Here is a 22,482-nt window from a genome sequence, read left to right on the forward strand (position 1 = left end):
CTGGTGGGCCGCGTCAGTGCGCGGCCCCTCCTTCTGACCATTTCTCCCACCCGCGCCAGCGGGCAGCCAGATGGGACACGTGTGAACAGCACCCAAGACCGATCGCCCCGGGACCTGCGCCTCATCGTCACCGGAGGGGGAACGGGCGGCCACACCTACCCGGCACTGACCGCGGTCAACGCCCTGCGCGCCCGCCTGGCGGCGACCGGCCACTCCCTGGAGGTGCTGTGGGTCGGGGCCGCCGACAGCCTGGAACAGCGCGTGGCCACCAGCAACGGCATCGCGTTCCAGTCGGTGGCGACCGGCAAGATCCGCCGGTCCAAGAACCCGATCAAGATGGTCTCCCCGGCCAACGTCAAGGACATGACCAACGTCCCCCGAGGGGTCGCGCAGGCCCGGTCCCTGGTCTCGGACTTCGCCCCCGACGTGGTCCTGGCCACCGGCGGCTACGTCGCGGTGCCCGTCGGGCTCGCCGCTCGCATGTGCCGCCGCCCCCTCGTGGTGCACGAGCAGACCGTCCGCCTCGGCCTGGCCAACAAGGTCCTGGCGCGCGCGGGCGCCCAGATCGCCGTGTCCGCGCAGTCCTCCGTGGCGCTCCTGCCCGAGGCGTCGCAGCCCACCGCCGTGGTGACCGGCAACCCGGTCCGCCCCGAGGTCCTCACCGGCAAGCCCGAACTGGCCGCCCAGGGGCTGGGGTTCGAGGGCCACGACCCGCAGCTGCCCACCGTCTACGTGACCGGCGGAGCCCAGGGCTCGGCCCAGATCAACACGAACGTGCGCGACATCCTCCCGTGGCTGCTCACCCAGGCCAACGTGGTCCACCAGTGCGGCGCGAACAACGTCGACGCCCTCCGGGGGAGCGCCCAGAACCTGGACCCGGCCCTGGCGCGGCGCTACCACCTGACCGCCTTCGTCGGCCCCGAACTGCCCGACGTGCTCGCGCTCGCCGACGTGGTGATCTCCCGAAGCGGCGCCGGAACCATCGCCGAACTCACCGCCCTGGGCAAGGCCGCGGTGTTCGTCCCGCTCGCCTCCTCCGCGGGTAACGAGCAGGCGCACAACGCCCGCCACCTCCAGGAGTCCGGCGCGGCCGTCGCCCTCCTCGGCGAGGTCAACCCCACGACCCTCCGGGCCGCCGTCGAGCCGCTGCTCGCCGATCCGGCCACCCGTGACGCCATCGCCTCCCGGGCCAGGTCGCACGGCATGCCCGACGCCGCCGAACGCCTCGTGGACGTCCTCCTGGCCGCCGCCAACTGAGCCCCGGCATCGCCGAGCCATGTCTGCATCTGTTGTGTCCAACTTTCGAGAAGTTGGAAAAACAGCCCATTGCCACTGGTAAGTTCCCTGTTCGGGAAGTCTGCTCCCCGCGCACGCGGGGATGGACCCCAACCGTCGGCGCGCCTCGTGGCTCCTTTTCGCTGCTCCCCGCGCACGCGGGGATGGACCCCCGGTAGCTGCCGGGCACCAGGTGCGGGATCACTGCTCCCCGCGCACGCGGGGATGGCCGCAGCCCCTTCCCGCCCCCGGTGCCTGATCCCAGCTCCCCGCGCGGGCGCGTTGCCACGCCACCGAACCACGAACCCCTCTTGGCGTTGGAGGAAAGCTGATGCACCTCACCCGGTTCCGTTTCCACACCCACCGGTCCGGTGCGCGCAGGTTGCTGTCCTCGCCGCAGTCCCTGCACGCCGCCGTCATGGGTGCCTTCCCCGACCTACTGCCCGGCTCCCCGTCTCCGCACGATCCCCTGGCGGGGATTACCGACGCCGCCACGGTACGGAAGGGTGACACCACACCACCACGGGTGCTGTGGCGGGTCGACCGCAACGCCAGCGCCGAGGTGTTCCTGTACGTGGTCAGCCCGAGCAGGCCCGAACTCTCGCACCTGGTCGAGCAGGCGGGCTGGAACGACGGCGACGCGGGATGGCAGACCTACGACTACACCGGGTTCCTGTCCCGTCTGGAGGCAGGACAGACCTGGGCCTTCCGGTTGACGGCCAACCCCGTGCACAGCATCAGGCGCAAGGACGGGGAGGAGACCAAGCCGACTGCGCACGTCACCCCCCGGCACCAGGCCGGGTGGCTTCTCAAGAAGCAGGACCGTTGCGGTTTCGAGGTGCTGCGCCGCCCGGACCACGACTCCGACATGCCGGAGGTGGACGGCTACGAACTCCTCGTGCACGACCGCAACAGCGCCGGGTTCGACAAGCGCGACCCCCGCCCCGGCCGCGAGGGCAAGCGCATGCGGGTGCCGGTGGTGACCGCGACCTTCGACGGGAGACTGACCGTCACCGACCCCGACGCGTTGCGCTCGGCCCTGACCGCGGGCATCGGCCGGGCGAAGGCCTACGGTTGCGGTCTCATGACCCTGGCCCCGGCGGGCGAACGATGAGACGGTCGGGAGGAGGCGCACGCTCTCACCCGTGAGCTGACCAGGACGCGGGACCGGGTGTCGTTCGTCTATCTGGAGCGGGACCAACTGTTGGAGGCTGGACGGCACCATCCGGACGAGGTGGTGTGGTGACCGTCATCGTTCTGGCCAAGTGCCCCAAGGGACCGAGGGGGTTCCTGAGCCGCTGGCTGATGGAGATCTCGTCGGGGGTGTTCATCGGTAACCCGTCCCGAAGGGTCAGAGAGGCACTCTGGGCCGAGGTTCAGGAGTACGCGAACAACGGCAGGGCCCTGCTTGCCTATGGGAACGATTCGGAACAGGGATTCTCGTTCGAGACTTTCGACCATGCCTGGGAACCTAAGGACCACGAGGGCTTGGTCCTGATGCACCGACCCAAGGAGTCCCGGGCCAGACGGAACCCGGCCAGCCCGAAGACCGGCTGGAGCAAGGCATCCAAACGACGCAGGTTCGGAAAGCACTGAATCCCATGGTGATTATCGACTGTATGTTCCGAGTGTCCGATTTTCGAGAAGTTGGAAAAACAGCCGCTTGCCACTGGTAAGTTGCCAGGTCGAAGAGTCTGCTCCCCGCGCATGCGGGGATGGGCCCAGGGTCCACGACCTGACCACCTGTGGCGAGAACTGCTCCCCTCTCGCGGGGCGAGAATCTACGACGTAAAGGCGGCCGACACGTTCGTCTCCATCCACGACGGGGCCACCCGGCCTCCACTGTCTCCGTGGCCTGCTTGACTGACGGGAACAACGGGACGGGGGATGCCGTGGGTGGTCGGGGTTGGTGCGTGGTCGGCTTGGCCGTGGTGCTCACGGGGTGCGGTGCTCAGGCCGGGGAGGTCGACGCAGCCCTGCCCGAGCGCGGGTTCGACTACCAGTTGGGTGGCGCCTACCCGCCTCCCGAAGAGGCGACCATCGTGGTTCGTGACTCCTCGGCGGAACCCGCTTCCGGCACCTACTCCGTCTGCTACGTCAACGGGTTCCAGACCCAGCCAGGGGAGGAAACCGCCTGGTTGGAGGACGACCTCGTACTGCTGGACGAGGACGGAGCACCGGTCGCCGACCCCGGCTGGCCGGACGAGATGCTCCTGGACACCTCCACCGGAGAGAAACGGAAGCGGATCGCCCGCCGCCTGGGTGAGACCGTCGACGGCTGCGCGCGGGCGGGGTTCGACGCCGTCGAGTTCGACAACCTCGACTCCCACCTGCGTTCCGACGGGGCCCTGACCGTGGACGACAACCTGGCATTGGCGGTGGAGATCGTCGCCCTGGCCCACGGGAGCGGGCTCGCGGCCGCGCAGAAGAACGCGGCCGAGGAGGCCGAGCGCGGCAGGGACGAGGCCGGGTTCGACTTCGCCGTCACCGAGTCGTGTGCGGCCTGGTCGGAGTGCTCCGCCTACACCGACGTCTACGGCCCGGACGGGGTGCTCGACATCGAGTACCCGGAGGACCTGGACGCGGCGGGGACCACCTTCGACGCGGTGTGCGACGACCCGGCGACCCCGCCCCGAACCCTGCTCCGGGACCTCGAGCTGGTACCCCGGGACCAGCCCGGCCACGTGTACGAACGGTGCCCCTAGGAGGCGGCCTCACCGACGTCGTCGGCCGCGCGGGGCGGAGAGGCGGATCGGCCGTACCCCGCCGAGACCGGCAGCTTCACGCTCTGGCGAGGGCGCGGCGGACCCGGTCCGGTGGCGTGCTCCGGCCCTGGTCAGCGTGCTCGGGAGGGTGGATGCCATACTGCGCTCGACCGGTCCGGGCACCGCGCGTGGTGCGTGCGGGGCCGGTCGACAAGGAGGGTTGGATGAGTTTTCCGAGCACGTTGGACCACCTCGTGTACGCCGTTCCGGACCTCGCCGAGGGGGTGGCCGACGTCGCCCGGCGGACCGGGGTACGGCCCGCGCCCGGCGGGGCGCATCCGGTGGGGTCGGCCAACGCCCTGCTGGCGCTGACGGTCGCGGGCCGTCGAGCGCCCCACTACCTGGAGGTCGTCGGACCCGACCCCGAACGGGACGACCCCGGCCCGGTGCGGGTGTTCGGGCTCGCCGACCTGGCCCGCCCCCACCTGGCGACCTTCGCGGTGCGTGTGGACGAGGACCTCGCGACGGTCGTCGAGCGGGCCCGCGCCGAGGGGCACGACCCCGGCGACGTGGAACCGTGGTCCCGGACCACACCGGACGGAAGGGTCCTGCGGTGGCGTTTGGCCAAGCGCGAGCCGGACGCGTATCCGGAGCCGGTGCCCTTCCTGATCGACTGGGGGAGCACACCGCAGCCCGGTCTGGGTGACCTTCCCGCGCTCGAACTCCTGGGCCTTCGCGCCGAGCACCCCGACCCCGCGTCGTTGGCTCCGGCCCTGGCCGCCCTGGGGGTCGACCTCGACCTCCGGCGTGGTCCGCGCCCGCTGTTGGAGGCCGATCTGCGTGGTCCGCACGGGGAGTTCGTCCTGCGCTGACCCCGGGCTCGTCCGGCGGCCCGGTCCATACGCCCCCGGTCACCACGCTGACGCACCGCGTTCCTAGGATACGAGTCGCATGGGCGACGACCGGGACACGAGGGGACTTCGAGGACGCATGGGCGGGCGATGGGGAGGGGTCCTCGGTTGGGCCGGGATCACGGTGCTGGCGGGCGGCGCGGTGCTGACGGTGGTGTGCCTGGACGGGTACACCGCTGACGGGACCCCGACCCCGGCTCTCGCCTGGGTGGCGGGGTCGGCCGCGCTGTTGGCCCTGATCACGGTCGTGGCCCTGTTGTTGGGCGCGGCCGATCGCGACGGGGACCCCGAGCGTCCTCCGGGACGCGGGCGGTTGGTGTCGCGCGCCGCCTCGGCGGTCCTGGGGCTGGGTATGGCGGTGGCCGCGCTGCCCGCCTGGTACCTGGGTTCCGACGCGGGTTCGAGCGTGCGCGACCTGCCCACCCCGATCGCGGAACTGTGGATCGCGGTCTGCTCGATCTCCCTCGGGCTGTTCCTCGTGCTCGGTGCCTCGCGTGCCCTCCAGGTCCGCGAGTGGCGCCGCGCACTCCTGGGGGCGGGGGGCGGCGCGCTCATGGTCGCGCTCATCGTGACCCAGACGCCCGCTCTCACCCGGCTGGCCACGGTCGAGCACACCACGGCCGCGCGGGTGCTGGAACCCGCGCCGGTTCCCGCCGACGTCACCCGTGTGGGGTGGACCTGGCAGCCCGAACACCCGGTCGTCGGTGTGGGGCGCGGGCCGCTCGGCCCGGTGGTGCTGTACCAGGACGGGCTGGTGGGCCTGGACGGCGCGACCGGGGCGGAGCTCTGGAGCTACCGGCACCCCCTCGCCAGGAACGTGGAGACGGGCTTCCTTCCCGGGGACGACGGCCACGCCCGCCTCGTCCACCGGGCGCGCCAGGGGGAGGACCCGACCGTGGTCGTGCTCGACACCGCCACGGGGGCGGTGGTCGCGGACGCCGTCATGCCCGAGCTCCCGGACGCTCCGAAGGGCGGCCCGGACCACCTCACCCCGGAGGGCCGCTTCCACCTCGAGCGCGGAAGCGGCGGTGACCGGGTGGTCGCCCACGCGACCGACTCCGTGCGGCGGCTGTGGGAGTTCCCGCTGGAGGTCGGCACGGCGCCGGGGCTGGTCTGCCTCGAGCCCGACAGGGACGCGGTCGTCGGGCACGGCGACCGTCTGCTGGTGACCCGCGTCTGTCTCGACGAGGACGAGCACTCCGACCGGGGCGCGCCCGCCGTGTCCTCCGGCGGGGACGTCGCCGAGAGCGCGCGGGTCGGCGTCGTGGTCCTGGACACCGTCACGGGTGCGCGCCTGTGGAGCCACGAGTGGCGGCCACGGGGCGCCAGTCCGATCGGGGCCGCGACGGTCCGGGAGGGCCGCCCCGGTACGGACGGCGAGGCGGTGGTGGTCACCGGTGACGGTGTTCTCGCCCTGGAGACCGGGGAACCGGTGGCCGGAACGGGTTCGGGCGTCGACGCCCCGGCCGGTACCGGGGTGCTCGCCGTCGACACCGCCGGTGCCGTGGTCCTCACGGGGTCGGATGAGGGGGAGGCGGTCCTCGTCGAGGAGACGGACGCCGAGGGCGGGGTGGGGAGGCGGACCGAGGTGGCCGCGCCCGGCGCCGCCGACGCCCTGGGTGCGCCGCTGCTCCTGGCGGACGCCCTGGTGGCCACCGGTACCGGGACGCTCATGGCGGGTGAGGGGCCCGGGGGCCGGTCGGTGCTGGTCGCGCCGCTCGACGGCGGCACCGTCACCGAGCAGGACCTGAGGTGGCCGCGGTTCGACGAGGAGTCCGCCCCCCGGTCCGGCGACGCCGACCACCGCCTCCTGGCGGTTCCGGGTGCTGTGGTCTCCTTCGTTCTGGACGCGGACGCCGACGGCGGCCGGACCGCTCCGGTGTACGGGCTCCTGCCCTGACCAACGGGTGCTCCCGGATTCCCCCATCTCTTCGTCCGCGTCGTTTTCGGCCGTCGAATGCCGGGTACCGCAGCACCCACATCCTCACGCCAGCCGACGTCGACGAACAGGGGAGCACATGCCGCAGGCCCAGCACGGGCGTCACGGGTGCGAGGGCACCGGTGGTGCGCCGTGAACGGTTGGAAGGCGCCCCTGGCGCTGGCCGGTCTGCGTTGGGCGTGGTCCAGGGCCCGTCGTCGTCGCCTGCCCGAACCCCCGCCGCCCCGTGACGGTCTCGAACTCCTCGCCTGGGGCGCGGCGGGGGCGGTGCTGGGTGTTGGCGCCTCCGCGTTGTCGGAGCGCCGCCGGTCCGGTCTGATGAACGGCAGGGTGGTGCTGATCACCGGGGGCTCCCGGGGGCTCGGCCTCCAGCTGGCCCGTGAGTTCGGCGCCAGCGGTGCCTCCGTGGTGGTCTGCGCCCGGGGCCGGGAGGATCTGGACCGCGCCGTCGCCGAGCTCAACGGCAGGGGTGTGACCGCCCACGGCGTGGTCTGCGACGTCACCGATCCGGACGCGGTGGAGAAACTGCTGGACGAGGCCGAACGGCACTTCGGGCGGCTCGACACGGTGGTCAACTCGGCCGGGATCATGCGCGTCGGACCGATGGAGAGCCTCACCGAGGAACACTTCCGACAGGCCATGGACGTCATGTTCTGGGCGCCGTTCCACCTGTCCCGCGCCGCGACGGAGCGTCTGCGCCGGACCCGGGGCGGCATCGTCAACGTCACCTCGATCGGCGCCTACCTCTCGGTGCCGCACATGCTGCCCTACTCGGCGGCCAAACACGCCTGGGCGGCGCTGTCGGAGGGCATGGCGGCCGAGAGCGCGCGCGGCGGAGTCAGCGTCACCACCGTGGTGCCGGGACTGATGCGCACCGGTTCTCACCGGGGTGTGGTCTTCAGTGGTGACCCCGAACGCGAGTACGCGTGGTTCGCCCTGGCCGCCGGGTTGCCGCTGGTGAGTGTGAGCGCCGAGCACGCGGCCCGGCGCATCGTGCGCGCCACCGCCGGGCGCCGGGGGTTCCTGGTGATCTCGCCCGTGGCCCGGTTGGGGATGGCGGTGCACGGAGTCGCTCCCGGGTTCACCCAGGCGTCGATGCGTGTGGTCGGCCGTCTGCTGCCCGCCATGCCCCGGGACGCGCAGGAGCGGCCCGGGTCGGAGGCGGGGCAGGGCGCTCTGGGGCGCCTGGTCGGCGCCCTCACCGTCCTCAACGAACGGGCGGGCCGCCGTATGAACCAGCGCTCCGCTGCCGAGGGCCGGGGCGACGAGAGGGCAGCGAGGAACCCCCGACGAGACGAGTAAGGACGAAGAGGAGGGCACCCCATGAACCCCGACAGCGTGGCCCCGAGCGCCGGAGGACCGGTGCAGCGCCAACCCGATCCGATGCCGCCCGATCCGTTCCCGCCCGCACCGATGCCGCCCGAGCCGATCCCGCCGGAGCCGAGCCCGGAACCCGACCCGGTCCCGGAGCCGGGCCCGTTGCCGGTTCCGGAGCCGCCCGGCCCCGACCCGCAGCCCGAGCCCGCCTGATCCCGCCGGTCCCGGCGCCCTGCCCGGCCCGCCGGGTCCTGCGGGCCGGGCAGTCCCGGACCCGGGCGCCGGGTCGTGTGCGCGCCGTCGTGCCCGGCCGCGGGGCCCGTCGATCACCGTGGGTCACGGCCCTTGACGTCTGCGCTACCGGAGCCTAGCTTTTTCAGATAACACTCCTTCCGGATACGGACCGCGCGAACCCCGTCGCACGGGCCGGTCCGCACCCCGCTGGAGGTCCTCCATGGCGCGTCACCGCACCACCCCCGTCCCCGGTTCCCCCCGCAGGCACCCCTTCCGCACTCTGGGGGTGGCCGCCCTGGGAGCGCTCCTGATGGGCGCCGCCCTCTTCCCCGGGGGTTCCACGGAGGGGGCCGTCCCCGTCTCCGGGGAGACCGCGATGAGCGCCGTCGGCGAGCACGGACAGCTGGAGGTGTGCGGCCTCAAGCTCTGCGACGAGAACGGCCAGCCGATCCAGCTCACCGGGATGAGCTCGCACGGGCTCCAGTGGTTCGACCACTGTCTGACCGACGCCTCGCTCGACGCCCTGGCCCAGGACTGGCGCGCCGACGTCCTGCGGGTGTCCATGTACATCCAGGAGGGCGGTTACGAGACCGACCCGCGCGGTTTCACCGACCGGGTGCACGAACTCATCGAGGAGGGTACCGAGCGCGGCCTCTACGTGATCGTGGACTGGCACATGCTCACACCCGGCGACCCCAACCACAACACCGCGCGCGCCAAGGAGTTCTTCGCCGAGATCGCCTCCGAGCACGCGGACAAGGACAACGTCCTCTACGAGATCGCCAACGAGCCCAACGGGGTCTCCTGGAACTCGGTGAAGGGCTACGCCGAGGAGGTCATCCCGGTGATCCGGCAGCGCGACCCCGAGGCGGTGGTCCTGGTCGGTACCCGCGCGTGGTCCTCGTTGGGTGTCTCGGAGGGCTCGGACCACACCGAGATCGTCGACAACCCGGTCGACGCCGACAACATCATGTACGTCTACCACTTCTACGCCGCCTCGCACGACGGTGTGCACTTCGACGTGTTCCGCGAGGCGGCCGGGGAACTGCCGCTGTTCGTGACGGAGTTCGGCACCCAGGAGCACACCGGCGACGGTCCCAACGACTTCGCCTCCGCCCAGGCCTACCTCGACTTCATGGCCCAGGAGCAGATCAGCTGGGTGAACTGGAACTTCTCGGACGACTTCCGTTCCGGGGCGGTCTTCGAGACCGGCACCTGCGCGGCGGGCGGGCCGTTCGCCGGGACCGACGCGCTCAAGCCCGCGGGGGAGTGGATTCGCGAGCGTATCCGCACCAGCGGACTGTCCGTCTGAGCGGTCGGCTGACCGGCGGTCGACCGTTGCGGCCGCCCGGCGCGCGGGCGGCCCCGGGCCGGGTCGGGGAGGTCTCCTCCCGGACCCGGCCCCTCCTCACTCCTAGGGAGAGGTGGTGAAGACCAGATCGTCCGCCTCGCCGACGTCGACCACCACCCGGTCGCCGGAGAGCACCCGACGGTCCAGCACCATGCGGGAGAGCTGGTTGCCCACGTTGCGCTGGATCGTCCGGGCCAGGGGGCGGGCGCCGAACTCGGGTTGGTAGCCGTGTCGGGCCAGCCAGTCCACGGCCTCGTCGGTGAAGCGCACCCCGATGTCCTGGGCGCGCAGCCGCTCCTCGGTGTCCTTCAGCATCAGGAGGGTGATCTGCCTGATCTCGTCCTCGCCCAGCTGGTGGAAGACGATGATCTCGTCCACCCGGTTCACGAACTCCGGGCGGAACTCCTCCTTCAGTCGGCGCATCACCCGGCGTTCGGTGTCGGGGTCCATCTGTCCGCCCGAGGTGAAACCCATGGGACCGCCGCCGGTGATCGCCTCCGATCCCAGGTTGCTCGTCATGATCACCACGGTGTTGCGGAAGTCCACGGTCCGGCCCTGGCCGTCCGTGAGCCGCCCGTCGTCCAGGAGCTGCAACAGCAGGTTGAACACGTCCGGGTGGGCCTTCTCGACCTCGTCGAGCAGCAGGACCGAGTAGGGGTGACGCCGTACCGCCTCCGTCAGCTGCCCGGCCTCCTCGTAGCCCACGAACCCGGGCGGCGCCCCGGTGAGCCTGCTCGTGGTGTGCCGCTCCTGGAACTCGCTCATGTCGATCCGCACCATGGCGTCCTCGGAGCCGAACAGCGCCTCCGCCAGGGCGCGCGCCAGCTCCGTCTTGCCCACACCGGTGGGTCCCAGGAACAGGAAGCTGCCCACGGGCCGGTCGGGGTCGCCCAGTCCGGCGCGGTTGCGGCGGATCGCCTCCGAGACCGCGGTGACCGCCTCGTCCTGGCCGATCACCCGGTCGTGCAGCACCTCCTCGAGGTTGACGAGCCGGTCCCGCTCCTCCTGGGTCAGTTGGGAGACGGGGATACCGGTGCTGCGTGAGACGACCTCGGCGATGTCGGCGGGGCCCACCTCGGGGACGGCGGAGCCGGTCCCGCGCGCCTGGTGCACGTTGCCCTTGGCCGCGTTGATCTCGTCGCGCAGCGCGGAGGCCCGTTCGTAGTCCTCCTCCTGGACCGCCTTCTCCTTGCGCTCCTCCAGGTCCTTGAGGCGGCGTTCCAGCTCGCGCAGGGCCGAGCTGGAGGTCTTCAGCCGCAGCCGCACCCGGGCTCCGGCCTGGTCGACGAGGTCGATGGCCTTGTCCGGCAGGAAACGGTCGGTGACGTAGCGGTCGGAGAGCTCCGCCGCCGCGACCAGGCTGTCGTCGCTGAAACGCACCTGGTGGTGGGCCTCGTAGCGGTCGCGTAGGCCCCGCAGGATCTCCACCGTGTCCTGCACGGACGGTTCGGGCACCTGGATCGGCTGGAACCGGCGCTCCAGGGCGGCGTCCTTCTCGATGTTCTTGCGGTACTCGTCGACGGTGGTCGCGCCGATGATGTGGAGTTCGCCTCGGGCCAGGGCGGGCTTGAGCATGTTCCCGGCGCTGGTCGACCCCTCGGAGGCGCCCGCCCCGACCAGGGTGTGCATCTCGTCGATGAAGATGAGCAGCTCGTCGGAGCGTTCGCGGATCTCGTCCACGATGGCGTTGAGCCTTTCCTCGAAGTCGCCCCGGTAGCGGGTGCCCGCGACAATACCGGACAGGTCGAGCTGGACCAGTCGGCGTCCGCGCAGGGTCTCGGGGACGTCGTCGTCGAAGATGCGCTGGGCGATGCCCTCGACGATGGCGGTCTTGCCGACACCCGGGTCGCCGATGAGCACGGGGTTGTTCTTGCGTCGCCGCGCCAGCACCTCGATGCACTGTTCGACCTCGTCGTCGCGGCCGATGACCGGGTCCAGGCGGCCCTCGCGGGCGAGCGCGGTCATGTCGGTGCCGAACTCGTCCAGGTGCGGGGTGTCGGAGGGCGCCCCCTCGCCGGGCTCTCTCGCGGGCACCGCTCCGGCGGCCTTCTGGAGTGTCTGCGGGGTGACCCCCGAGTCGCGCAGGAGCTGGCCGACGGGCGCGTCGGGGTTGACGGCCAGCGCGAACAGCAGGTGTTCGGGCGTGATGCTGGCGCTGCCGGTGGCGCGGGCGATCTGGAGGGAGTCGAGGAAGGTGCGTTTGGCGGCGGGTGTGAGCCGGGCCGCGCCGCCGCGTACAGCGCGGGGCGTCTGGGCGACGGCCTGGTCGACGACGTCGTCCAGGGATGTCAGGTCGGTGTCGGCGCGGCCCAGGAGTTCGCGCACGGGCGGGTAGCGCAGCAGTGACCACAGCAGGTGGACGGAGTCGACGTCGGACCCGCCGCTCTCCACGGCGCGCCGGACGGCGGCGTCGGCCACCCTGCGGGCCTCGGGGTCCATCAGTTGGGAGAGGTCGACGCGGCGGACGGGGCCCCGGGCCCCGCCGAGGAACCGCGCCAGGAACTCGTCGAAGGAACCGGGGTCGTCGCCGGGACCGTCGGGAAAGTCGGTGCTCATGTCGTGTCGTCCCCCGTGGTGTTGACGAACGGGCGCGGCGGCCCGTCGGAGTCGCACCATCACCCTAAGTGAAACCACCCGAACTGGTCGGTACCACCCGCCCGGGGGCTCGGGCGGGTGGGGTGCGGGTCGGCGGGGAGCGGGTCTCTGGTCAATCCCGGTGGTCGGTGCTAGCCTCGTGCCTATTCCCTACTTTTCCGGTCGGATTTAGATTGAAGGGGCGTTCGTTGAGCACCGACACCACCCGCATCCGGTCCTGGTCGTTCGAGACCCAGCAGATCCACGCCGGGGCCGAGCCCGATCCCGCCACCCAGGCGCGGGCCACACCGATCTACCAGACCACCTCCTATGTCTTCCGCGACACCCAGCACGGCGCCGACCTGTTCAGCCTCGCCGAGCCCGGAAACATCTACACCCGCATCGGCAACCCCACCCAGGACGTGCTCGAACAGCGCGTCGCCGCCCTGGAGGGCGGAGTGGCGGCGGTCGCCTTCGCCTCCGGGTCCGCCGCCGTCACCTCGGCCCTGCTCAACCTCGTCGGCGCCGGGGACCACCTGGTGGCCAGCCCGCTGCTCTACGGCGGCACCCACAACCTCCTCCACCACACCCTGCCCAGGCTGGGCGTCCAGGTGTCGTTCGTGGAGGACCAGGACGACCCCGAGTCGTGGCGGGCCGCCACCCGCCCCGAGACCAAGCTGTACTTCGCCGAGACCCTCGCCAACCCCGGCGGCAACGTCCTGGACGTGCGGACGGTGGCCGACGCCGCCCACGAGGCGGGGGTCCCGCTCGTCGTGGACAACACCGTCCCCACCCCCTACCTGCTGCGCCCCGTCGACTTCGGGGCCGACGTCGTCGTGCACTCCGCCACCAAGTACCTCGGCGGCCACGGCACCACGGTGGCGGGGGTCGTCGTGGACGCGGGCACCTTCGACTTCGGCGCGCACGGGGACCGCTTCCCCGGGTTCGTGGAACCCGACCCCAGCTACCACGGGCTCCGCTACTGGGAGGCCCTGGGCCCCGGCGCCTACGCGGCCAAACTCCGGGTCCAGCTGCTGCGCGACACCGGTGCGGCCATCGCGCCCTTCAACTCCTTCCTGGTTCTGCAAGGTGTGGAGACCCTCTCCCTACGCCTGGACCGGCACGTGAGCAACACCCAGGCGCTGGCCGAGTGGCTGGAGGGGCGCGACGAGGTCGATCGCGTGCACTACGCGGGCCTGCCCTCCAGCCCCTTCCACGCCGCGGCCCGGAAGTACCTGCCGAAGGGGGCCGGAGCGGTCCTCTCCTTCGAGCTGCACGGCGGGGTGGAGGCCGGTCGGGCCTTCGTCGACGGCACCGAGCTGTTCAGCCAGCTGGTCAACATCGGCGACGTGCGCAGCCTCATCGTGCACCCGGCCAGCACCACCCACAGCCAGCTCTCCCCAGACGACCGTGCCGCCGCCGGAGTCGCATCGGGGCTGGTGCGGCTCGCGGTGGGCCTGGAACACGTCGACGACCTGCGCGCCGACCTCGAACTGGGCTTCCGAGCGGCCAGGGCCCACCAGTGACCGCTCCGCCGAGACCGGCCGGTCCGGACCGTACCCACGGGGGCGGTCCGGACCGGTCCCACCGCGACGGGACCGCCGACGCCCCCGGCGGTTCCGGCCCCGCCGGTTCCGGCCCCGTCCGGGGCGGCTGGCGCGAGGGCGACCCCGAGGCCGGGCGCCGCTGGCTCCGCCTCGACCGCCCCCTGCCGCTGGAGTCGGGGGAGGAACTGCCCGGTGTGCGCCTGGCCTACCAGACCTGGGGACGGCTCAACGCCGAGGGCACCAACGCGGTCCTGGTCCTGCACGCGCTCACCGGAGACGCCCACCTGACCGGACCGCCCGGCCCCGGCCAGCCCAGCCCCGGCTGGTGGGAGGGGGTGGTCGGCCCGGGTCTGGCACTGGACACCGACCGCCACCTGGTGGTGGCCCCCAACGTCCTCGGCGGCTGCCAGGGGAGCACCGGCCCCTCCTCGGACGCACCCGACGGACGACCCTGGGGGAGCCGGTTCCCGCGCGTCACCGTGCGCGACACCGTTCGGGCCGAGGAGGCCCTCGCCGACGCCCTCGGCGTGCGGGCGTGGGCGGCGGTCATCGGCGGTTCCATGGGAGGGATGCGCGCCCTGGAGTGGGCGCTCACCTTCCCCCGCCGGGTGCGTCGCGCACTGGTCATGGCCTGCCCGGCCGCCACCACGGCCTGGCAGATCGCCTGGGCCGCGCCGCAGCTGCACGCCGTGCGCGCGGACCCGGACTGGTTCGGCGGCGACTACCACTCCACCGGCCGGGCCCCGGTCGACGGGCTCGGGGTGGCGCGCCGGATCGCCCACGTCACCTACCGGGGGGCGGCGGAGTTCGACGCCCGGTTCGGCCGGGCCGCCCAGAGCGGAGAGGACCCGGCCGCGCAGGGCCGGTACGCGGTGGAGTCCTACCTCGACCACCAGGCGTGGAAGCTGGTCCGCCGTTTCGACCCGGCCAGCTACGTGCTGCTCACCGAGGCGATGAACGGGCACGACGTCGGACGCGGGCGCGGGGGAGCGGCGGCCGCGCTGGCGGGCCTGCCGGAGCGGACGATCGTGGCGGGTGTCGACAGCGACCACCTGTACCCGCTCGCGCAGCAGCGGGAGATCGCCCGTCACCTGCCCAGGCCCGGCCAGGTGCGGGTGATCCGGTCCGCGCACGGGCACGACGGCTTCCTCGTCGAGACCGACCAGGTGGCCGCGCTGGTCGAGGAGCTGCTCACCGGCTCGGAATGAGCGCGGGACCGGCGCACCCGCGCGGTCGCGTCAGGCGGAGGCCGCGTTCAGCAGGGCGGTCTCCTCTGGACCCAGACGCAGGTCCGTCATCGCCACCAGGGCCTCCAGCTGCTCCAGGTCCCGGGCGCTGGACAGCACCGAGGTCACCCCGGGGCGCTCGGCCAACCAGGCCAGCGCGACCGTGGCCGGGCGCACCGAGCGCTCCGCCGCGACCCGGTCCAGGGCCGCCAGCACCCGTTCGCCGCGCGGGTCGTCCAGGTAGACGCGGGCCCCCGCCGCCCGGGGGCTGTCGACGTCGGCCGCGCCCCGCCGGTACTTGCCGGTGAGGAAGCCCCGGGCCAGGCCGAAGTAGGGGAGCAGGGCCAGACCCTCCTCGCGGGCCAACGGCGCCAGGTCGCGCTCGATCCCGCGTTCCACCAGGTTGTACTGGAGCTGGAGGCACACCGGCCGGTGCCACCCGTGCCGGTCGCAGGCGTCGAGCCAGGCGCGGACCCGTTCGGGGGAGTGGTTCGACAGGCCCGCGTACCGGATGCGCCCCTCGTCCACCAGCGAGGAGAAGGCCTCCGCGCTCTCCTCCACCGGGGTGTGGGGGTCCTCGAAGTGCGCGTAGTAGAGGTCGACGGCCTCCACGCCGAGCCGTTCCAGGGAGGCCGCCGAGGCGGCCCGGACATTGGCGGCGGACAGCCCGGTGAACTCCGGGTGTCCGCCGACCTTGGTCGCGATCACGGTGTCGGCGCGGCCCCGGCTGGCCAGCCACCGGCCGATCACCCCCTCCGACTCCCCTCCGCCGTGTCCGTCGACCCAGGCCGAGTAGGAGTCGGCGGTGTCGAGGAAGTTCCCGCCCGCCGCACGGTAGGCGTCCAGGACGGCGAAGGAGGTGGCCTCGTCGGCGGTCCACCCGAAGACGTTGCCGCCCAGGTTCAGGGAGCCGACCCGAAGGTCGGAGGCGCCGATCCGGCGCCGCGCGGAGTCGTTCATGTCCACCGTTTCCGTGTGTCCCAGGGGTGCGCTTGCCCGCCCCACGCTAGGACAGCCGGGGGCGGCGGCCAACGGGCAGCGCCGGGAACGGCGCAGCGTCCCGCTACCGAGGAGACCGGCTCAGCCGCCGTGGAGGGAGCCACGGTACTCCGCGTAGGCCTCCCGGACCCGGGCTCCGACACCCGGGTCGGCGGCCGGTCCCCCCGCTGTCCCGGAGGTCGCGGCCCCGGGGGCGCCGAGCGGCCACTCGGGCGGTTCGGTTCCGCCGGACAGGGCCCAGGCGGCCTGGCGGGCGGCGCCGCGCGCGACGTACTCCGCCGCCGGGGGTACCTCGACGGGGACGTCCAGCAGGTACGGGGCCACGGCACGGACGGCGGCCGAGGCGGCGCCTCCGCCCACCAGGAGGACGCGTTCGATCCCCACCCCGTTCGCCGTGAGCGCGGCCAGCCCGTCCGCGAGACCGCACAACATGCCCTCCACGGCGGCGCGCGCGATGTTCTCGGGGCGCATGTTGGCGCGGCGCAGGCCGTGGAGGGAGCCCGTCGCGTGCGGCAGCTCCGGGGTGCGTTCTCCGTCCAGGTAGGGCAGGAGCACCAGCCCGTCCGCGCCGGGGCGGGCCGCCAGGGCGAGCGCGTCCAGACCGTCCGCGTCGGTGCCGAGCAGTGTCGCGGTGGCGACGAGTACGCGGGCGGCGTTCAGCGTGCAGACCAGGGGGAGGTAGCGCCCGGTGGCGTCGGCGAACCCGCAGACGGCCCCGCCGGGGTCGTGGGTGGCCCGCTCGTGCACGGCGAACACGGTGCCGCTGGTGCCGAGGGAGAGGACGGCGTCGCCGGGGCGCAGGCCCAGACCGAGCGCCGCCCCCATGTTGTCGCCCGTGCCGGGGGCGATGACGGTGCCCTCCGGTGTGTGGCCCACGGCTTCGGCGGGCGCCGCCACACGGGGCACGTCGATCTCGCGGCCCAGCGCCAGCGCCAGCAGGTCGGTGCGGTAGGCGCCGCTCGCGGGCGACCAGTAGCCGGTGCCGGAGGCGTCGCCCCGGTCGGTGGTGGGCGCGTGTCGAGCGCCGCCGAGCCGCCAGGTGAGCCAGTCGTGGGGCAGCATGACGCCGTGCGCTCGGGCGGTGTTGGCGGGTTCGTGCTCGGCGAGCCAGCGGAGCTTGCTCACGGTGAGGCTGGCCACCGGGACGTTGCCCACGGCACCGGCCCACGCCGCGGGGCCGCCGAGCTCGTCGACGAGGTCGCGGGCGGCGCCGGCGGACCGCGAGTCGTTCCACAGCAGTGCGGGGCGGACGACGTCGCCGTGTTCGTCGACCACCACCATGCCGTGCTGCTGGCCCGCCACCGACACCGCCGCCACGTCGTCCAGGAGGCCGGAGGACGCTCTGACCAGCGCCGACCACCAGTGCGCGGGGTCGGTCTCGGTGCCATCCGGGTGCGGGGCGCGGCCCTCGCGCACGACCTCGCCGGTGGCCGTGTCGCAGACGACGACCTTGCAGGACTGGGTGGAGCTGTCGATTCCGGCGACCAGGGCCATGGGGGCTCCTTCGGGGTGGGGGCGAGCGCGGCGGAGCCCATTCTCGCATCGCGGTGACGCCCGTCACGGTGGTGGGAGCGGAGTGGAAACCCTCTTGCTCCCGCCTAAACGCATCAATAAACTTGAGCGCAGACAACTCAAGGACGAGGGGAAGTGGTCCGATGCGTGGCACGGATGTCTTCGCGGGTACCGGCGAGTGGATCGACGAACACCTGTGGGCCCAGTTCGCCGCGGGACCGGTGGCCCGGGTGGACAGCGGACGTAGTGGGGGCCACCTCGTGGTCGAGGTGGAGCTGGCCCCGGGCACGGACCCCCGGCAGGTCCGGGTCCTCCACGAGGAAGGCGCCCTCGTCCTCGTCCGGAGCGCTGACCACGCACCCCTGCACCGGGTGGCGCTGGACACCGGGGTCGGGCGCCCCGCCCTGCGCCGTACTCCGCGCGGGTTGACCGTCACCGCGCCCCTGAGCGGACCGGCCCCGGTGACGGTGCGGCCCGGGTTGCGCCCGGTCGCCCGCTCCCGCCGCCCGCTCCGCGCCCTGGCCCGGTTCGCCGCCCGCGTACGCTCCCTCTTCGAACGCTGACCCCGGCTCCTGGAGGGCACAGCGGCGGCCCCTACCGCTCCCGGTGGTGCTCCGCTTCGCGGGAGGCGACCGTGGTGAACCCGCCCCGGTGGTACAGCAGCGGAGGGCGCGGGTCCGCCAGGACCAGGGTGTGCGTCACCTCGCCGATGACCAGCCAGTGGTCGCCGACCATGCGCGCGTCGTGGCGGGCGCACACCAGGTGCGCCACCGCGCCGTCCAACAGCGGTACCCCGTCCGGCCCCGGGCTCCAGACGGTGGGAGGGGCGAAACGGTCCGCGCCACGGCTGGCGAAACGCGTCGCGACGTCCTCCTGGCCCGCGCCGAGGAGCTGCACCCCGAACACCCCCGCGCGCCGCAGTGTGGGCCACGTGGTGGAGGAGTCGGCGACGTAGAACGACACCAGCGGCGGGTGCAGGCTCACGCTCGTGAACGACGTCGCGGTCAGCCCCACGGGGCGGCCGCCGACGTCCGCGGTGATGACGACGACCCCGGCCGGATGGTGGCGCATCGTCGCGCGGAACCGGTCGGCCTCGATCCGCGCGCCGGTCGGCGACGCCTCGGTCCCGGTGACACCCAACGGACTCTCCCTTCGACGGCTGCGGTCACACGGTGGTGCCGGAACGCACGGCCGCGCGCAGACCGCGGGCGGCCGCGTCGGCCCACGGGGCCAGTACCGGGTCCAGCAGGTGGGCGTGTCCCGGGTCCTCGGGCACGGTGTCCCGCAGCAGCGCCAGCCCGGGCGCGGGCACCGTGGCCCCGAGCTCCAGGAGCAGCGGACGCAGGTGCGCGTCCACGGCCAGCGTGTGCGGGGGTGAGGCCGTCAGCAGGACCGGGACGGCCGTCACCCCCGCCAGGCCGCGGTGCGGCAGCAGGTCGAGGAACACCTTCAGCAGGCCGCTGTAGGTGGCCTTGCGGGTGGGGCTGGCCACGACCAGCAGGTCGGTGCCGCTCACCCGGTCCAGCGCGGACCGCACGTCCAGTGTGGGGCCGGGGCTGAGCAGCAGCGGTGCGAGGTCCGCCAGCTCGACCACCTCGGCGTGGGGCGGCAGACCCGCGGCCCGTGCGGCGTGGCGGGCCACGGCCCCGGCTGCGGTGGAGGTGCGCGAACCCGGGCGCGGGTTCCCGACGAGGACGGTGGTGCTCATGACGACTCCGGATCGGACGAGGGACGGTCTTCAGGGGGCCGCGGGACCGGCGGCGCGTCCGGCCACGGCGAAGGGGACCCGTGCCGGGGCGCGGCGTCGGTGCCCTCCGGCCCGTCCGGGTGGTGCCACAGGCCGCGCTCGCGTAGCAGGGGCGGCACCCCCTCGCCGAACCAGTGCGTCTCCTCAAGGCGTGGGTGGCCCGACTGACGGGGGTACTCCGGGAAGGGCTCGCGGGTGCGCCGGACGGAGGAGGACACGACGTCCGCGCCGTGGCCGACGCCGACGACGCCTCCGCTGTCTCCCCGTGTGGGAGGGAACCAGTGGAAGGTCAGGGGCATGGGGGTGTCAGTCCTTGTTCTCCGGGTGCTAGATCTGTCCGTGCCGGGGAGGGCGCTGGCGGTTGAGCGAGTACGCGCCGATGTGCTGGACCTTCCAGCGCACCGGGTCGTGGACGGTGTGGGTTCGGGCGTCGCGCCAGTGCCGGTGCAGGTTGGCTTCGTCGGCCGTGGCGCGGGTGCCCGCCACCTCGAACAGGGCGGAGGAGACCTCGACGGCGGCCCGACCGCCGACCACCTTGGCGGCGGCGACGGCCACCGAGGCCTCCGCGGTGGCGTCCTCGGCCCCGGCTCGGGGAGTGTCCCCGGCCAGGACCGCGTCGGCCGACTCCACCTTGGCGGAGGCGGTGTCGAGCAGGGCCTCGGCCGAACGGACCAGGAGTTCCAACTCGCCGAAGCGGTGGACGAGCAGGGGGTCCTCGGCGGCGGTGTCCGTGCCGCTCTCGAACCAGGGGCGGCTCTTGGTGCGGACGAACTCGGCGGCCTCCTCCAGGGCTCCGCGCGCGGCGCCGACGTCGACGGCGGCGTGCAGGAGCTGGGCGAAGGCACCGTAGGTGGTGGGTTCCTCGAAGGTCCGATACTGGTCCAGCACCAGGTCGGGTTCGACCTCCACCCCGGTGAGGCGGACGGTGCCGCTGGCGGTGGTGCGCTGGCCCATGCCCGCCCAGTCGTCCTCGACGCTGACGCCGGGGTGTCCGGCGGGGACGAACGCCAGGTGCGGGCGCGGTCCGGCCGGGGTGTCGGCGGGGGCGACGACGGCGATCCAGTCGGCGAACAGCGAACCGGTGGCGTAGTACTTGGTGCCGTCGATCCGGTACCCCGGGCCGTCGCGTTCGATCCGGGTGGCGTGGGTGTGCGCCGTCGTGCCGGAGCGTTCGGCCTGGGCGTTGCTCACCAGGGAGCCCGCGAGGACGTCGGCGTACACGCGGTGCGCGGCCCGGGGGCCGCCGCGCAGCCGCAGGGCGTTCAGGAACGCGAAGTGGGGCTGGAGGATCTGGGCCAGGCTGAGGTCGGCGGAGCCGAGGAGGCGCAGGACCTCGGCGACGGTGGCGGCGCCGACGGCGGCCCCTCCGAGGTCTCGGGGGACGGTGACGCCCAGCAACCCGGAGCGGGCGACCGCGTGGATCTCCTCGTGGGGCAGACGGCGCTCCCGGTCGCGGGCGGCCGCTCCGCTCGCGACCAACGGCGCCAGGGAGCGGGCGGCGCGGAGGGCGTCGTCCGCGTGGGCGAGGACGGGGACCAGGGGAGTGCCGGGGACGGTGCCGGTGATGGTCTCGGACAAGGGGAACCTCCTGAGCTGGGGCGCGACCGACACGCCCGGTAATCCGAAATGCCTACTGGAATTACCTGGAATCAAAGCACGGGTGGGTCGGCTCGGCCGTGAGGAGTCGATCGTCGGTGTGGCGCGGCGGCCCCGGTGAGGCCCGGTCCCCTGTGGGTGTCCGGGCCGAGGGTTCGGGCGGCTCCGCGCATGGCAGCCCCCTCGGCCCGGAACGTGGACCGGCCTCGCGCTCGTGAGTCCGTCCGACGGGGTGGCCCGGACGGCGCGAGGGTTCGGCGGGTCCACGCCGACCGGCTCCGCGATTCCGGTCGGCGTGGTGTCCACTGTGGTCTCCGTAACCCGATTTTGTCAACCAATAAAGTAGGGATTTCTTGTATCAGCTGGTCAGGGGGTTGGGGGCGCATGGTGCCCCTGGGGCGGGTGTTGCGCGTGTCGATCCACAACTACCGACTAAACCTGTAGGGAATATGGTTAACTGCGGTCATGGCAGTCAGCACAGCACCACGCCCCCGGCCCCGGTGGCGGCCGTACACCTTCGACGAACGCTGTCAGGACGCCCCTCTCCCGACCGACCACTGACGCCCGCCGCCCGAAGAGAGACACGAAGACCATGACCGCCGACGACGCCGCCACGCGCACCACCGCGCCGACCCCGCTCACTCTGGACCGCCTGTCCGCGCTGACCGCGAGGATCGCCGAGGAGGTCCGGCAGGGGATTCACGAGATCCGCTTCGACGCCGAGAACCGCTGGTCGGTGCGGCTCCACGCCGACGACTACACCGACGTCTGGCTGATCTCCTGGACTCCGGACCAGTCCACCCGGCTGCACGACCACGCGGGCTCCCTCGGCGCCCTGACCGTCGTCACCGGAACACTGGTCGAGCGCTACTGGGACGCGGGCCTGCGCGAGCGGGCTCTCCCCGAATCCGGGGGCGGCCGCTTCCCGCTCGGCCACGTGCACGACGTCGTCAACGCCTCGGACCGCCCGGCCGTGAGCGTGCACGCCTACTCGCCCCCGCTCACCGCGATGCACTACTACGAGGTCACCGGAGACGACGCCCTGCGACGCACGGGCAGCGTCCTGACCACCGACCCCGAACCCGACGTGCCCACGCTGGCGTCGGTCCCCGCCTCGGGGAGGGCTGGGCGGTGAGCGCCATCGACCGGGTGCTCAACAGCAGGCGCGCCCTCCTGGAACGGCTCGACCCCGGCGAGGCCCTGCGCGCCCAGCGCGCGGGTGCGCTCCTGGTCGACACCCGTCCGGTCGCCAACCGGGTGGAGGAGGGGCAGATCCCCGGTGCCCTGGTGATCGACCGCAACGTCCTGGAGTGGCGACTGGACCCCACCAGCCCGGACCGGGTGCCCGAGGCGGACTCGCCCGACCTGCGCGTGGTGTTGTTCTGCAACGAGGGGTACGCCTCCAGCCTGGCCGCCGCCCAGCTCCAGGAGCTGGGCCTGGCGCGTGCCACCGACCTGGTGGGTGGATTCCGCGCCTGGCGCGAGGCCGGACTTCCGGTGGTCGGGGCGGCGTCCTCCGCCGCCTCCTGATCGGCCCTGGGGCGGCCCT

At 73.1% G+C, this 22,482-nt stretch carries 20 protein-coding genes; 14 read left to right on the plus strand and 6 right to left on the minus strand.

What is annotated here, in order from left to right:
- Positions 1–81: 81 nt before the first annotated feature.
- The 9 genes from ACFYL4_RS20440 to ACFYL4_RS20480 all read left to right on the plus strand — a co-directional run bounded on the left by ACFYL4_RS20440 (position 82) and on the right by ACFYL4_RS20480 (position 9,693).
- Positions 82–1,257, plus strand: a complete 1,176-nt coding sequence (locus tag ACFYL4_RS20440) for a glycosyltransferase (RefSeq protein WP_387519977.1) — start codon at positions 82–84, stop codon at positions 1,255–1,257.
- Between the two features lie 349 nt (positions 1,258–1,606).
- Entirely contained in the window at positions 1,607–2,389 is a 783-nt protein-coding gene (gene cas6e / locus ACFYL4_RS20445) for a type I-E CRISPR-associated protein Cas6/Cse3/CasE (RefSeq protein ID WP_387519979.1), read from the plus strand.
- Between the two features lie 128 nt (positions 2,390–2,517).
- A complete protein-coding gene (cas2e, locus tag ACFYL4_RS20450; RefSeq protein WP_387519981.1) occupies positions 2,518–2,871 on the plus strand; it encodes a type I-E CRISPR-associated endoribonuclease Cas2e in 354 nt (117 codons plus the stop codon).
- A 263-nt stretch (positions 2,872–3,134) separates the two neighbouring features.
- On the plus strand, positions 3,135–3,980 hold the full coding sequence (locus ACFYL4_RS20455; RefSeq protein WP_387519983.1) for an endo alpha-1,4 polygalactosaminidase: 846 nt from the start codon (positions 3,135–3,137) through the stop codon (positions 3,978–3,980).
- A 224-nt stretch (positions 3,981–4,204) separates the two neighbouring features.
- Complete coding sequence (locus ACFYL4_RS20460) at positions 4,205–4,852, plus strand: VOC family protein (protein WP_357759694.1); 648 nt, start codon at positions 4,205–4,207, stop codon at positions 4,850–4,852.
- Positions 4,853–4,931: 79 nt separating this feature from the next.
- Positions 4,932–6,791, plus strand: a complete 1,860-nt coding sequence (locus ACFYL4_RS20465) for a hypothetical protein (protein ID WP_387519986.1) — start codon at positions 4,932–4,934, stop codon at positions 6,789–6,791.
- A gap of 171 nt (positions 6,792–6,962) precedes the next feature.
- The gene (locus tag ACFYL4_RS20470) at positions 6,963–8,132 is read left to right on the plus strand and encodes an SDR family NAD(P)-dependent oxidoreductase (protein WP_387519988.1); all 1,170 of its coding nucleotides are present in this window, start codon (positions 6,963–6,965) and stop codon (positions 8,130–8,132) included.
- Between the two features lie 21 nt (positions 8,133–8,153).
- The gene (locus ACFYL4_RS20475) at positions 8,154–8,360 is read left to right on the plus strand and encodes a hypothetical protein (protein WP_357759685.1); all 207 of its coding nucleotides are present in this window, start codon (positions 8,154–8,156) and stop codon (positions 8,358–8,360) included.
- Positions 8,361–8,601: 241 nt separating this feature from the next.
- Positions 8,602–9,693 carry a glycoside hydrolase family 5 protein gene (locus ACFYL4_RS20480; RefSeq protein WP_387519990.1) on the plus strand — a complete coding sequence of 364 codons (1,092 nt, stop codon included), beginning with the start codon at positions 8,602–8,604 and terminating at the stop codon, positions 9,691–9,693.
- 102 nt (positions 9,694–9,795) lie between these two features.
- Here ACFYL4_RS20480 and ACFYL4_RS20485 read toward each other — a convergent pair whose 3' ends face one another.
- Positions 9,796–12,288 carry an ATP-dependent Clp protease ATP-binding subunit gene (locus ACFYL4_RS20485; RefSeq protein ID WP_387519991.1) on the minus strand — a complete coding sequence of 831 codons (2,493 nt, stop codon included), beginning with the start codon at positions 12,286–12,288 and terminating at the stop codon, positions 9,796–9,798.
- Positions 12,289–12,515: 227 nt separating this feature from the next.
- Between ACFYL4_RS20485 and ACFYL4_RS20490 the strand changes: the two genes are divergently transcribed.
- Together ACFYL4_RS20490 and ACFYL4_RS20495 are read left to right on the plus strand one after the other, a co-directional pair.
- Positions 12,516–13,832, plus strand: a complete 1,317-nt coding sequence (locus ACFYL4_RS20490) for a bifunctional o-acetylhomoserine/o-acetylserine sulfhydrylase (protein ID WP_387519993.1) — start codon at positions 12,516–12,518, stop codon at positions 13,830–13,832.
- The gene (locus ACFYL4_RS20495; RefSeq protein WP_387519995.1) at positions 13,829–15,061 is read left to right on the plus strand and encodes a homoserine O-acetyltransferase; all 1,233 of its coding nucleotides are present in this window, start codon (positions 13,829–13,831) and stop codon (positions 15,059–15,061) included. Before ACFYL4_RS20490 ends, ACFYL4_RS20495 begins: the two co-directional genes overlap by 4 nt.
- Positions 15,062–15,091: 30 nt before the next feature.
- Here ACFYL4_RS20495 and ACFYL4_RS20500 read toward each other — a convergent pair whose 3' ends face one another.
- Together ACFYL4_RS20500 and xylB are read right to left on the minus strand one after the other, a co-directional pair.
- Entirely contained in the window at positions 15,092–16,039 is a 948-nt protein-coding gene (locus ACFYL4_RS20500; protein ID WP_387519997.1) for an aldo/keto reductase, read from the minus strand.
- 120 nt (positions 16,040–16,159) lie between these two features.
- Complete coding sequence (gene xylB / locus ACFYL4_RS20505) at positions 16,160–17,572, minus strand: xylulokinase (RefSeq protein ID WP_387519999.1); 1,413 nt, start codon at positions 17,570–17,572, stop codon at positions 16,160–16,162.
- A 161-nt stretch (positions 17,573–17,733) separates the two neighbouring features.
- Here xylB and ACFYL4_RS20510 point away from each other — a divergent pair, with 161 nt between their 5' ends.
- Entirely contained in the window at positions 17,734–18,153 is a 420-nt protein-coding gene (locus tag ACFYL4_RS20510; protein ID WP_387520001.1) for a hypothetical protein, read from the plus strand.
- A gap of 31 nt (positions 18,154–18,184) precedes the next feature.
- Here ACFYL4_RS20510 and ACFYL4_RS20515 read toward each other — a convergent pair whose 3' ends face one another.
- From ACFYL4_RS20515 to ACFYL4_RS20525, 3 genes are all read right to left on the minus strand, one after another.
- Positions 18,185–18,661, minus strand: coding sequence for a flavin reductase family protein (locus ACFYL4_RS20515; protein ID WP_387520073.1), 477 nt, complete (start codon positions 18,659–18,661; stop codon positions 18,185–18,187).
- Between the two features lie 94 nt (positions 18,662–18,755).
- A complete protein-coding gene (locus ACFYL4_RS20520) occupies positions 18,756–19,298 on the minus strand; it encodes an NADPH-dependent FMN reductase (RefSeq protein WP_387520002.1) in 543 nt (180 codons plus the stop codon).
- A 366-nt stretch (positions 19,299–19,664) separates the two neighbouring features.
- Positions 19,665–20,915: an SfnB family sulfur acquisition oxidoreductase gene (locus ACFYL4_RS20525; protein ID WP_387520004.1), complete on the minus strand. Its 1,251-nt coding sequence runs from the start codon at positions 20,913–20,915 to the stop codon at positions 19,665–19,667.
- Positions 20,916–21,525: 610 nt separating this feature from the next.
- Here ACFYL4_RS20525 and ACFYL4_RS20530 point away from each other — a divergent pair.
- Together ACFYL4_RS20530 and ACFYL4_RS20535 are read left to right on the plus strand one after the other, a co-directional pair.
- A complete protein-coding gene (locus ACFYL4_RS20530) occupies positions 21,526–22,068 on the plus strand; it encodes a cysteine dioxygenase (protein ID WP_387520006.1) in 543 nt (180 codons plus the stop codon).
- Complete coding sequence (locus ACFYL4_RS20535) at positions 22,065–22,463, plus strand: rhodanese-like domain-containing protein (protein WP_357759656.1); 399 nt, start codon at positions 22,065–22,067, stop codon at positions 22,461–22,463. Before ACFYL4_RS20530 ends, ACFYL4_RS20535 begins: the two co-directional genes overlap by 4 nt.
- Positions 22,464–22,482 lie beyond the last annotated feature (19 nt).

Source organism: Nocardiopsis sp. NPDC006938, from assembly GCF_042869555.1.
Classification (GTDB): domain Bacteria; phylum Actinomycetota; class Actinomycetes; order Streptosporangiales; family Streptosporangiaceae; genus Nocardiopsis.